This is a genomic window from Streptomyces sp. NPDC001373, from assembly GCF_042895815.1.
Lineage (GTDB): Bacteria > Actinomycetota > Actinomycetes > Streptomycetales > Streptomycetaceae > Streptomyces.
Genome location: NZ_JBIAWQ010000004.1, coordinates 107,617 through 119,671 on the forward strand (window position 1 = coordinate 107,617; position 12,055 = coordinate 119,671).

A 12,055-nucleotide genomic window follows, 5' to 3' on the forward strand; every position below is an offset into this window, starting at 1 on the left:
CCCACGGACAGCGGATCGGCGACGCCGGGGGACGAAGGACATGGGGCAGCGAGAGGCCGCACTGCGGCTGGACGGGCAGTGGGCACGGATCCGGTCGGGGGCCGCTCAGGCGGAGCCGGGCGAGGCCGACCGGCTGCTCGGCGAGCTGATCGGGGCGTTGCGCGAGCCCGCCCGGACCGACCCCGAGTGCGCGGCCCGGCTGGGCCTGCGGCTCGGCGACCTCGCCGCGCGCAGGTTCGCCGCCGGGGACCGGGCGGGGGCGCTGTCCGCGATCGAGGAGGGCCTGCGCCATGCCCAGCAGGCCGCGGGACACGCGCCGGAGTACGCCCGCTGGTACGCGCGGGGCCTGATCAACCAGGGGGTCTGGCTGGCCTGGCCGCTGAGCGACGGGGCCCGGCTGCCCCGGCACCCGCTGGGCGAGGGGGCCGAGGAGGGCGCCGGCGCCATGGAACGGGCCGCCGGCGAGCGCGCCCGCGACGTGACCCGGGCCGCCGTCGAGGTGTGGGCCGGGCTCGACCAGGACGACCCGGTCAACCGGCGCGGGCTCGCGCAGGCCAAGGTGTTCCTCGGGGACCGCCTCGCGGAGCTGGGCTTCGCCGCCGACGCCGTCGCCTGGGCGGTGGACGCCGAGAGCGGGTTCCGCCGGCTGCTGCTCGCCTCCCCCGGACCCGAGGAGGCCCAGGAGGCGGAGGAGGCCCTGGACCACATCGGCCGCCAGCTGGAGCTGCGGCTGCGCTACCTGTCCTTCGACTCGCTGGCGGGCCTGCGCGCCGACGGGCTGCTGCCCGAGCGGCTGCTGCCGCAGGCGGTGGTGGCCGCCCGGATCCAGGGCGTGTCCGAGGAGGCGGTCGCCGCCCGGCTGGGGCTGGACGCCGAGCAGGTCGCGACCATGCTGGAGGTCACCCCCTGGCGCGCGGTGTGGCGCGTGGAGGTGCGCGGCGCCGACGGGCTGTGGGCCGTGCAGCCCGCCCCCTGGCAGGGCTCCGCGGAGGTGCGGCAGCGGACGGCCGAGGACGTCGGGGCGGAGGTGGTGCGGGGGTTCATGGAGTCCCCGCAGTACCCCGGGGACTCCGCCCTGTGGCGGGTGCGGCTGTGGTGGCACGAGGAGGGCGACCCGGCCGGGGCGCGGTTCCGCCTGGTCGTCGGGCCGGACGCACCCGCACCCACCCCCTCGTGAAAGTTTGCACAAAGGGGCGCATACGATAGGGGCCGTGTTGAACCCATTCGCATACCTCGCCGACCGCTGGACCCCGTCATCCCGGATCGTCCGGCGTGCCGCGTCAGTCGCGGTCCTCATGAGCGTGGTCATCGTCGTCACCGGCGGCGCGGTGCGGCTGACCGGTTCCGGCCTCGGCTGCGACACCTGGCCCAAGTGCACGGACGACAGCCTGATCGTGACCCAGGCCCAGGGCTTCCACGGCGCCGTCGAGTTCGGCAACCGGATGCTCACGTACGTGCTCTGCGCGGCCGTCGGCGGCGTGATCCTCACGGCCCGCTCCGCCAAGCCGTGGCGGCGTTCGCTGACGCGGCTCGGCTGGGTCCAGTTCGCCCTCGTCATGGGCAACGCCGTCCTCGGCGGCATCACCGTGCTGACAGGCCTGAACCCGTACAGCGTGGCCGGGCACTTCCTGCTGGCCACCACCCTGCTCGCCGTCACCACGGTGACCTGGCAGCGCACCCGCGAGGGTGACGGCGCCCCCCGGCCGCGCGTGCCGGGCCCGGTGCGCAAGCTGTCGTGGGCGCTGATCGCCACCACCCTGGTGCTGATCGCTGCGGGCACCGTCGTGACCGGCTCCGGGCCGCACGCCGGCGACAAGAGCGAGATCAAGCGGATGCCGTTCGACTGGGCGGTCACCGCCCACGTCCACGCGCTCGCCGCCTGGCTGGTCTGCGCGCTGGGCGTGGCGATGTGGCTGGTGCTGCGGGTGGTCGACGCCCCGGCCGACACCCGGGCCCGCGCCCGCGACCTGCTGGTCGTGCTGCTCGCCCAGGGCGCCATCGGCTACGTGCAGTTCTTCACCTCGCTGCCCGAGGCCCTGGTCGCCGCCCACATGCTCGGCTCCTGCCTGGTGTGGATCTCCGTGCTGCGCCTGGCCCTGAGCCTGCGGGAGCGCTCCGCCGAACCGCTGGGGACCCCCGATCCCGACGCCGCCCAGCTGTCGGCGGTCTGACCGCAGCCGCCGTCGAGGTCGGCCCCGAAAAGGTCAGCCCCGCTCGTCCAGCCGGTAGACGCGGCGGGCATTCCCCGCCGCGAGCATCCCCGCGACCCGGTCCGCGTCCCGCCGGGACCAGGCCCCGTCCGCGACCCAGCCGCCCAGCACCCGGCCCAGCGCCTCGCGGAACGCCAGGGCGCCGACCGCGTGCAGCTCGGGCAGGCCCCTGCCGCCGCTGGAGAACAGCAGTTTCCCGAAGGGCGCGAGCTCCAGCAGCTCGGCCAGTACGGCGGCGGCCCGGGCCCCCGTCCGCGCCAGGACCGGCCCGATGTCGGCGTGGACGTGCGGGTGGACGGCCGCGAGCCGCGCCGTGTGCCGGTGGTGCGGGTACCCGCCGAGCAGGACGAGCTTGGCCCCCAGACCCGCCGTGGCCCGGACGAACCCGGCCAGCGGCTCCGGCTCCGCCGCGGCGGCGTGCAGCTGGAGCGGCAGCCCGGACGCCAGCGCGCTCCACACCAGGTGCCGCAGGAGCACGGGGTCCCGTACCGCCCCGCCGCCGGCCCGTGCGGCCAGCCACCGCCCGGCCGCCCCGCGCACCTCACCGGGGCCGGGCGGCTGCGGAGCGTCCGCGAGGGCGGCGGCGTAGCCGGCGTGGGGCCCGCAGCCGAAGGCCACGGCCCCGGCGGCGGCGCGGTGGACGGATCCGGCGAGGTCGGCGAGGAAGCCGGCGACGGTCCCGGAGGCGTCGGCGGCCCGCTCGGCGAGCGGTTCCAGGCGGACCACCTCGAAGGCCTCGGCATCCCCGGCGACGGCCAGTTCCTCGGGTCCGGCGTGGTCGCCGGGTGCTCCCGTGTCGACGAGGTAGGCGCCCACTCCGGAGCCCCGCAGCAGCCGCCGCCCGCTCTCGGCGGCCCCGAGCTCGCGCCGCCGGGCCAGGTAGCGGGCGGGCTCGCAGTGCGGCTCCAGGCCCAGCAGGGGCGGGCACCAGCGGCGTACGGCGAAGCCGGTCTGGGTGTCGAAGAAGGTGGTGCCGGCGGCGGGCGGGCCCGCCGCGTGGACCAGCTGGGCCTCGAAGGTGGCGAGCCCCAGCTCGGTGCCGAGCACTCCGTGGCAGTGCTGGTCCACCAGGGGCGGCGTTTCGATCATCCGGTCATCCCGTTGCGGACGTGAGGAAGCGGCTTCCACACGTCCTAACGGGTGAGCGGGGTGTGAGGTGGCGCTAGCGCTGTTGACCGAGCGGACCCACCGGGGACGGCACGGGCGGTTTTCGGGCCCGCCCGGAGCCGTGGGCCCGGCCGCGACGGCCCTGAGGCGCGGTCGGCCCTCAGGGGTTGGCCGGGCCGCCGAGCTGGATTCCGGCCATGCGGGTCCACTCGTACGGGCCCGTCTTCACCCGTGCGGCGAACTCCCCGTCGAAGTCCTCGTGGAGGGTCAGGCCGGCCTTCTCGGCGGCCTGCCGGGCCACGGCGTGCGTGGGGGCGACGAGGTCGCCCCAGCCGCCGTCGGTGCCCACGAGGACGATCCGGGTGCCGGCCTGGCCGATGTAGGCGAGCTGGCCCTCGGCGCCGCCGTGCTGCTTGGCGAACGCGCCGATCTGCCGGGCCAGCTTCGCCGCCGTGCGGCTGTGCTTCTTGTCCGCGGCCTCTGCGGTCTGTGCGGTGTCTGCGGTCTCTGCCATGGACGGCATGCTACCGGCGAGTAATCAACGGAGGAAGGGATCCACGGCCACGGCCACGAAGAGCAGCGACACATAGGTGATCGACCAGTGGAACAGCCGCATCTCCTTGAGCTTCGCGCCCGTGATCCCGGCCTTGGCCCGCGCGCTCAGCGCGTGCGCCTCCCACAGCCACCAGCCGCCCGCCAGCAGCGCGACGGAGGTGTAGAACCAGCCGGTGTAACCCAGCGGGGTGAGCAGCAGCGAGACGGCGACCATCACCCAGCTGTAGAGGACGATCTGGCGCGCCACGGCCTTGTTGCCCGCCACGACCGGCAGCATCGGCACGCCGACCCGCGCGTAGTCGTCCTTGACCTTCATCGACAGCGGCCAGTAGTGCGGCGGCGTCCAGAAGAAGATGACGAGGAAGAGGATGACGGCGGCCCAGGAGACCTCGTTGCGCACGGCCGACCAGCCGATGAGCACGGGCATGCAGCCGGCGATCCCGCCCCAGACGATGTTCTGCGCGGTCCGCCGCTTCAGCAGCATCGTGTAGACGACCACATAGAAGAGGAGCGCGCCGAGCGCGAGGGCGGCCGACAGCCAGTTGACGAGCAGGCCGAAGAACAGGGTCGAGACGACCCCGAGCGTGATGCCGAAGACCAGGCACTCGCGCGGGCTCACCATGCCGGTCACCAGCGGCCGTTGCGACGTCCGGTCCATCAGGGCGTCGATGTCGCGGTCGATGTACATGTTGAGCGCGTTGGCGCCGCCCGCCGACAGGTAGCCGCCGAAGCAGGTGGCGAGCACCAGCCACAGCGACGGCACGCCCTGTTCGGCGAGGAACATCACCGGCACTGTGGTGATCAGCAGAAGTTCGATGATCCGCGGCTTGGTCAAAGCCACGAAAGCCATGACCCGGGCCCCGAACGGCCGGTGACCGGGGCTCGTCCCGAGCACCCCCGCTGGACGGGATTCGACGGCCGTCACGCACACCCCTGAGAGAGAATCCAGCAAGCTTCCGAAGCGATGCCTCCGGTAAATGAAGGCTCGGTAAAGGCTTGCGCGTACCACGCCACTGTAGACGTAGCTCTTGCCCCGCCCTGCGCGGGGGTCGCCTCGTGTTGGGCCGATCGGACCGACGGCAAGATCATCGGCGGCGGATCGCAGGTGAACGGCGGACGCCGGGACGGCGACGCACTGCCTGCACTCGAATAGCCGCACGCGCTGGCGGGGGTAGGCTCGGAATCTCCCCGGTGTCACCGTTCGTCACCGGGAAAACAACATGTGGAGAGGAGCCCTGACCAACGGTGAGCACCAAGCCGACCACCCCAGAGCTCGAGTGGACCGAACTGGACCAGCGGGCCGTCGACACCGCCCGCATCCTGGCCGCCGACGCGGTCCAGAAGGTCGGGAACGGACACCCCGGTACGGCGATGAGCCTGGCCCCCGCCGCGTACACGCTTTTCCAGAAGGTCATGCGGCACGACCCGGCCGACCCCCAGTGGGTCGGCCGTGACCGTTTCGTGCTCTCCGCGGGGCACTCGTCCCTGACCCTTTACACCCAGCTCTACCTCGGCGGGTTCGGTCTGGAGCTGGACGACCTCAAGGCGTTCCGCACCTGGGGCTCCAAGACCCCCGGCCACCCGGAGTACGGCCACACCGCCGGCGTCGAGACCACCACCGGCCCGCTGGGGCAGGGCGTCGCGAACGCGGTGGGCATGGCCATGGCCGCCCGCTACGAGCGCGGCCTGTTCGACCCCGAGGCCGCCGCGGGCACCTCCCCCTTCGACCACATGGTCTACGCGATCGCGGGCGACGGCTGCCTCCAGGAGGGCATCTCCCACGAGGCGTCGGCGCTGGCCGGCCACCAGAAGCTCGGCAACCTGGTGCTGCTGTGGGACGACAACCACATCTCCATCGAGGGTGACACGGAGACGGCCGTCTCCGAGGACACCATGAAGCGCTACGAGGCGTACGGCTGGCACGTCCAGCGCGTCGAGCAGCAGGCCAACGGCGACCTCGACCCGAAGGCCCTGTACGCCGCCCTCCAGGCCGCCAAGGCCGAGACCGGCCGCCCGTCCTTCATCGCGGCCCGCTCGATCATCGCCTGGCCCGCCCCGCACGCCCAGAACACCGAGGCCGCCCACGGCTCGGCGCTCGGCGACGACGAGGTCGCCGCCACCAAGCGCGTGCTCGGCTTCGACCCGGAGCGGACCTTCGAGGTCTCCGACGAGGTCATCGCCCACACCCGCGGCCTGCTGGACCGCGGCCGCGACGCCCGCGCCGCCTGGGAGAAGGACTTCTCCGCCTGGCGCACCGCCAACCCGGAGCGCGCCGCCGCCTTCGACCGCATCGAGGCCAACGAGCTGCCCGAGGGCTGGGAGGACGAGATCCCCGTCTTCGAGCCCGGCAAGGGCGTCGCCACCCGCGCCGCCTCCGGCAAGGTCCTGGAGGCGCTCGGCGCGGTCATCCCGGAGCTGTGGGGCGGCTCGGCCGACCTGGCCGGCTCCAACAACACCACCATCGACAAGAACTCCTCGTTCCTGCCGGTGGGCAACCCGCTGCCGGAGGCCGACCCCTACGGCCGCACCATCCACTTCGGCATCCGCGAACACGCCATGGCCGCGGCCATGAACGGCATCGCCCTGCACGGCCACACCCGCATCTACGGCGGCACCTTCCTGGTGTTCTCCGACTACATGCGCAACGCCGTCCGCCTGTCCTCCCTGATGCACCTGCCGGTGACGTACGTGTGGACGCACGACTCCATCGGTCTCGGCGAGGACGGCCCGACCCACCAGCCGGTCGAGCACGTCGCCTCGCTGCGCGCCATCCCGGGCCTGAACGTGGTCCGCCCGGCCGACGCCAACGAGACCGCCATCGCCTGGCGCGAGATCCTGCGCCGCCACACCAAGGTGTTCGGCAAGGGCGCCCCGCACGGCCTGGCCCTCACCCGCCAGGGCGTGCCCACCTACGAGCGCAACGAGGACGCGGCCAAGGGCGGCTACGTGCTGTTCGAGGCCGAGGGCGGTCCTGCCCAGGTCGTCCTGATCGGCACCGGCTCCGAGGTCCAGCTCGCCGTCGCCGCGCGCGAGGCGCTCCAGGCCGAGGGCGTGCCCGCCCGCGTCGTGTCGATGCCCTCCGTGGAGTGGTTCGAGGAGCAGTCCCAGGAGTACAAGGACAGCGTCCTGCCGCCTTCCGTCAAGGCGCGAGTCGCGGTCGAGGCGGGCATCGGCCTGACCTGGCACCGTTACGTCGGGGACGCGGGCCGGATCGTCTCGCTGGAGCACTTCGGTGCCTCGGCGGACGGCGCCGTGCTGTTCCGCGAGTTCGGCCTCACCGCCGAAGCCGTGACCGCAGCCGCGAAGGACTCCCTCACCGCCGCTGCGCGCTGACCCGGTACAAAAACCAGTAGGAGATGCAATTCCGATGACAGACGCACTCAAGCGCCTCTCCGACGAGGGCGTGGCGATCTGGCTGGACGACCTGTCCCGCAAGCGCATCACGTCCGGCAACCTCGCCGAACTGATCGACCAGCAGCACGTGGTCGGTGTCACCACCAACCCGTCGATCTTCCAGAAGGCCATCAGCAGCGGTGACGGCTACGGGCAGCAGCTCGCCGACCTCGCCGCCCGCAAGGTCACGGTCGACGAGGCCATCCGCATGATCACCACGGCGGACGTCCGCGACGCCGCCGACATCCTGCGGCCCCTCTACGACTCCACCGAGGGCCAGGACGGCCGCGTGTCGATCGAGGTCGACCCGCGCCTGGCGCACAACACCACGGCGACCGTCGCCGAGGCCAAGCAGCTCGCCTGGCTGGTGGACCGCCCGAACACGCTCATCAAGATCCCGGCGACCAAGGCCGGCCTGCCGGCAATCACCGAGGTCATCGGGCGGGGCATCAGCGTCAACGTCACGCTGATCTTCTCGCTGGAGCGCTACCGCGAGGTCATGGACGCGTACCTGGCGGGCCTGGAGAAGGCGAAGGCCGCCGGCCTGGACCTCTCCGAGATCCACTCGGTGGCCTCCTTCTTCGTGTCCCGCGTGGACACCGAGATCGACAAGCGCCTGGACACCATCGGCACCGACGAGGCCAAGGCCCTGAAGGGCAAGGCGGCCCTCGCCAACGCCCGTCTGGCCTACGAGGCCTACGAGGAGGTCTTCTCCTCCGACCGCTGGGCCGCCCTGGACCGGGCGCACGCCAACAAGCAGCGCCCGCTGTGGGCCTCCACCGGCGTCAAGGACCCGTCGTACAAGGACACCCTGTACGTGGTGGACCTGGTCGCCCCCGGCACCGTCAACACGATGCCCGAGGCGACCCTGGAGGCCACCGCCGACCACGGCGAGGTCACCGGCGACACCATCCGCGGCACGTACGAGCAGGCGCGTGCCGAGCTCGACGCGGTCGCGAAGCTGGGCATCTCGTACGACGATGTGGTGCAGCTGCTCGAAGACGAAGGCGTCGAGAAGTTCGAGGCGTCGTGGAACGACCTGCTGAAGTCGACCGAGGCGGAACTGCAGCGCCTCGCCCCCGCGGAGGACTGAGTATTTTGTCGGTAAACGGAGCGAACCCGCTTCGTGACGCACAGGACCGGCGGCTCCCGCGCATCGCGGGGCCGTCCGGACTGGTGATTTTCGGCGTTACGGGTGACCTGTCGCGCAAGAAGCTCATGCCCGCCGTCTACGACCTCGCGAACCGGGGCCTGCTGCCCCCGGGTTTCTCGCTGATCGGTTTCGCCCGCCGCGAGTGGCAGGACGAGGACTTCGCCCAGGAGGTGTACGAGGCCGTCAAGCAGCACTCGCGCACGCCCTTCCGTGAGGAGGTCTGGCAGCAGCTCGTCCAGGGCTGCCGGTTCGTCCAGGGCGAGTTCGACGACGACGCGGCCTTCGAGACGCTCAAGCAGACGATCGACGAACTCGACAAGGCCCAGGGCACGGGCGGCAACTTCGCCTTCTACCTCTCGGTCCCGCCGAAGTTCTTCCCCAAGGTGGTCCAGCAGCTCAAGAACCACGGGCTGGCGCAGAAGGAGGGCTCCTGGCGGCGTGCCGTCATCGAGAAGCCCTTCGGCCACGACCTGAAGAGCGCGGAAGAGCTCAACCAGGTCGTCCACGAGGTCTTCCCCCGGGACGAGGTCTTCCGGATCGACCACTACCTCGGCAAGGAGACCGTCCAGAACATCCTGGCGCTCCGCTTCGCCAACACCATGTTCGAGCCGATCTGGAACCGGTCGTACGTCGACCACGTGCAGATCACCATGGCGGAGGACATCGGCATCGGCGGCCGGGCCGGCTACTACGACGGCATCGGCGCCGCCCGCGACGTCATCCAGAACCACCTGCTCCAGCTGCTGGCGCTCACGGCGATGGAGGAGCCCGGCTCCTTCCACCCCAAGGCTCTGGTGGCGGAGAAGCTGAAGGTGCTCAGCGCCGTCGAGATCCCCGAGGACCTGGGCAAGCACACCGTGCGCGGCCAGTACTCGGCGGCCTGGCAGGGCGGCGAGAAGGTCAAGGGGTACCTGGAGGAGGACGGGATCGACCCGAACTCCAAGACCGACACCTACGCGGCCATCCGCCTGGAGATCAACAACCGCCGCTGGGCGGGCGTCCCGTTCTACCTGCGCACGGGCAAGCGCCTGGGCCGCCGGGTGACCGAGATCGCGGTGGTCTTCAAGCGGGCGCCGTACCTGCCGTTCGAGTCGGGCGCGACCGAGGAGCTGGGGCAGAACGCCCTGGTCATCCGGGTCCAGCCGGACGAGGGCGTGACGGTCCGCTTCGGCTCCAAGGTTCCGGGCACCTCCATGGAGGTCCGGGACGTCACGATGGACTTCGCCTACGGCGAGTCCTTCACGGAGTCCAGCCCCGAGGCCTACGAGCGGCTCATCCTCGACGTCCTCCTCGGTGACGCGAACCTCTTCCCGCGTCACCAGGAAGTCGAGCTGTCCTGGAACATCCTCGACCCGATCGAGGAGTACTGGGACAAGCACGGCAAGCCCGCGCAGTACGCGGCGGGCACGTGGGGGCCGGTCGAGGCGGACGAGATGCTCGCACGAGACGGACGGAGCTGGCGCCGGCCATGAAGATCGACCTCACGGAGACCACCTCCAGCAAGATCAACGCCGCGTTGGTGCAGGCGCGCCGGGACATCGGCACGCCGGCCATCGGCATGGTCCTCACGCTGGTGATCGTGACCGACGAGGAGAACGCGTACGACGCGCTCAAGTCGGCGAACGACGCCTCCCACGAACACCCTTCGCGGATCGTCGTCGTGGTCAAGCGGGTCAGCCGCTCCCCGCGCAGCCGCCGCGAAGCCCGGCTCGACGCGGAGATCCGTGTCGGGGCGGACTCGGGCACCGGCGAAACCGTCGTGCTGCGCCTGCACGGCGAACTGGTCGACCACGCCCAGTCGGTCGTGCTGCCCCTGCTGCTGCCGGACGCCCCCGTGGTGGTCTGGTGGCCGGAGGGCGCTCCGGCGGACCTGGCGGGCGACCCGCTGGGCGCGCTGGGGCAGCGCCGGATCACGGACACGTACTCCTCCGAGCACCCGATCGACGCGCTCGGCGCCCGGGCGGAGGCGTACGCCCCGGGCGACACGGACCTGTCCTGGACCCGGATCACCCCGTGGCGCTCGATGCTGGCCGCCGCGCTGGACCAGGTGACGCTGTCGCCGGTCCTCTCGGCGACCGTCGAGGGCGAGGACGAGAACCCGAGCTGCGAGCTGCTGGCCATGTGGCTGGCGGACCGCCTCGGGGTCCCGGTCAACCGGACCCTGTCAGGGGGGCCGGGGCTGACCGCCGTCCGTATGGAGACCAAGGACGGCATGATCGTCCTGGACCGCGCGGACGGCTCGCTGGCCACGCTGTGCATGCCGGGCCAGCCCGACCGCGCGGTGGCGCTGAAGCGCCGCGACACGGCCGAGCTGCTGGCGGAGGAACTCCGCCGGCTGGACCCGGACAACACGTACGAGGCGTCCCTGAAGTTCGGCGTCTCCCGCCTGGCGGCGACCGCTCCGGCGGCGCCGGCCGAGGCGGCTCCGGCCGCCGAGGCCGCTGACGCGGAGGCTCCGGCGGAGAAGCCGGCCGCCAAGCCGGCGCGCGCGTCGAAGCGGGCGTCGGCGAAGTAGCCGGCCCGCCAGGGGGGCGGGGCAGGGGGAGATCCCCCCGCCCCGCCCTTCGCCCGTTCCCTGGGGCTCCGCCCCGGACCCCGCGCCTCACACGCCGGCGGGGCTGGATTTCGGCTCGGCCCCGCAGTCACATGTGGGCGCCCTCGCGGCGCGGCGACTGAGCGCACGGGCGCGAAGCGCACGTACGGGGTCCGGGGTTGCCCCGGTTTCGGGAAGGGGCGGGGTGGGGAACGGCTCCGCGCAGCGGCCCGCCCGCACCCGCCCCTCCTCACACCACCCAGAACTACCAAGAAGGCGGCAGCACATGGGAATGACGACTCCCCAGGTGGTCGTCCACCGGGACAAGGAGCTGATGGCCCAGGCCGCAGCCGCCCGGCTGATCACGAAGATCGTGGACGCGCAGGCCGCCCGCGGCAGCGCCTCCGTCGTCCTGACCGGCGGCCGCAACGGCAACGGCCTGCTCGCGGCCCTCGCCGCGGCCCCCGCCCGGGACGCGATCGACTGGTCCCGTATCGACCTCTGGTGGGGCGACGAGCGCTACGTGCCCGCCGACGACCCCGAGCGCAACCACGTACAGGCCCGTGAGGCCCTGCTGGACGCCGTCCCGGTGGACCCGGCACGGGTGCACGCGATGCCCGCCTCCGACGGCCCGTACGGCGCCGACGTGGACGCCGCGGCGGCCGCGTACGCCGCCGAGCTGGCGCGGGCGGCCACGCCCGAGGACCACGGCCCGGTCCCGCGTTTCGACGTGCTGATGCTGGGCGTGGGCCCGGACACCCACGTGGCGTCCCTGTTCCCCGAGCACCCGGCGGCCCGCGAGACCGAGCGCACCGTCGTGGGTGTGCACGGGGCCCCCAAGCCCCCGCCGACCCGCGTCTCCCTCACCCTCCCGGCGATCCGCGCGGCCCGCGAGGTGTGGCTGCTGGCGGCCGGCGAGGACAAGGCCGGCGCGGTGGCCATCGCCCTGGGCGGGGCGGGCGGGGTCCAGGCCCCGGCCGCCGAGGCCTACGGCCGCAGCCGGACGCTCTGGCTGCTGGACCGCGCCGCCGCGGCCAAGCTCCCGTCGGGGCTGTACCCGCCGGCCTCTTCCTGAGCCGGGACGCGACAGGCGCCCCGTACCGG

General features: G+C 72.7%; 10 protein-coding genes. 7 read left to right on the forward strand and 3 right to left on the reverse strand.

Annotated elements, in window-relative coordinates; all coding sequences use genetic code 11:
• Positions 1-40 precede the first annotated feature (40 nt).
• Both ACFY15_RS11475 and ACFY15_RS11480 read left to right on the forward strand, forming a co-directional pair.
• On the forward strand, positions 41-1,177 hold the full coding sequence (locus tag ACFY15_RS11475; protein WP_390685862.1) for a hypothetical protein: 1,137 nt from the start codon (positions 41-43) through the stop codon (positions 1,175-1,177).
• 4 nt (positions 1,178-1,181) lie between these two features.
• Positions 1,182-2,171: a heme A synthase gene (locus tag ACFY15_RS11480; RefSeq protein ID WP_390685861.1), complete on the forward strand. Its 990-nt coding sequence runs from the start codon at positions 1,182-1,184 to the stop codon at positions 2,169-2,171.
• Between the two features lie 33 nt (positions 2,172-2,204).
• Here ACFY15_RS11480 and ACFY15_RS11485 read toward each other — a convergent pair whose 3' ends face one another.
• From ACFY15_RS11485 to ACFY15_RS11495, 3 genes are all read right to left on the reverse strand, one after another.
• The gene (locus tag ACFY15_RS11485; protein ID WP_390685860.1) at positions 2,205-3,299 is read right to left on the reverse strand and encodes an amidohydrolase; all 1,095 of its coding nucleotides are present in this window, start codon (positions 3,297-3,299) and stop codon (positions 2,205-2,207) included.
• 178 nt (positions 3,300-3,477) lie between these two features.
• Complete coding sequence (locus tag ACFY15_RS11490) at positions 3,478-3,840, reverse strand: hypothetical protein (protein ID WP_366451265.1); 363 nt, start codon at positions 3,838-3,840, stop codon at positions 3,478-3,480.
• Positions 3,841-3,855: 15 nt separating this feature from the next.
• Positions 3,856-4,797 carry a heme o synthase gene (locus ACFY15_RS11495; RefSeq protein ID WP_390685859.1) on the reverse strand — a complete coding sequence of 314 codons (942 nt, stop codon included), beginning with the start codon at positions 4,795-4,797 and terminating at the stop codon, positions 3,856-3,858.
• A 320-nt stretch (positions 4,798-5,117) separates the two neighbouring features.
• Here ACFY15_RS11495 and tkt point away from each other — a divergent pair, with 320 nt between their 5' ends.
• From tkt to pgl, 5 genes are all read left to right on the forward strand, one after another.
• A complete protein-coding gene (gene tkt, locus ACFY15_RS11500; RefSeq protein ID WP_390685858.1) occupies positions 5,118-7,205 on the forward strand; it encodes a transketolase in 2,088 nt (695 codons plus the stop codon).
• A 34-nt stretch (positions 7,206-7,239) separates the two neighbouring features.
• Positions 7,240-8,358: a transaldolase gene (gene tal / locus ACFY15_RS11505; protein ID WP_390685857.1), complete on the forward strand. Its 1,119-nt coding sequence runs from the start codon at positions 7,240-7,242 to the stop codon at positions 8,356-8,358.
• 2 nt (positions 8,359-8,360) lie between these two features.
• On the forward strand, positions 8,361-9,890 hold the full coding sequence (gene zwf, locus ACFY15_RS11510; RefSeq protein ID WP_390685965.1) for a glucose-6-phosphate dehydrogenase: 1,530 nt from the start codon (positions 8,361-8,363) through the stop codon (positions 9,888-9,890).
• A complete protein-coding gene (opcA, locus tag ACFY15_RS11515) occupies positions 9,887-10,933 on the forward strand; it encodes a glucose-6-phosphate dehydrogenase assembly protein OpcA (RefSeq protein WP_390685856.1) in 1,047 nt (348 codons plus the stop codon). Before zwf ends, opcA begins: the two co-directional genes overlap by 4 nt.
• 310 nt (positions 10,934-11,243) lie before the next feature.
• Complete coding sequence (gene pgl / locus ACFY15_RS11520; protein WP_390685855.1) at positions 11,244-12,026, forward strand: 6-phosphogluconolactonase; 783 nt, start codon at positions 11,244-11,246, stop codon at positions 12,024-12,026.
• Positions 12,027-12,055: the final 29 nt, after the last annotated feature.

Bases quoted from the DNA above. Each gene is read 5' to 3' on its own strand.
- ACFY15_RS11475 (WP_390685862.1), top strand. From the start codon at position 41: ATGGGGCAGCGAGAGGCCGCACTGCGGCTGGACGGGCAGTGGGCACGG.
- ACFY15_RS11485 (WP_390685860.1), bottom strand. From the start codon at position 3,299: ATGATCGAAACGCCGCCCCTGGTGGACCAGCACTGCCACGGAGTGCTC.
- ACFY15_RS11490 (WP_366451265.1), bottom strand. From the start codon at position 3,840: ATGCCGTCCATGGCAGAGACCGCAGACACCGCACAGACCGCAGAGGCC.
- tal (WP_390685857.1), top strand. From the start codon at position 7,240: ATGACAGACGCACTCAAGCGCCTCTCCGACGAGGGCGTGGCGATCTGG.
- opcA (WP_390685856.1), top strand. From the start codon at position 9,887: ATGAAGATCGACCTCACGGAGACCACCTCCAGCAAGATCAACGCCGCG.
- pgl (WP_390685855.1), top strand. From the start codon at position 11,244: ATGACGACTCCCCAGGTGGTCGTCCACCGGGACAAGGAGCTGATGGCC.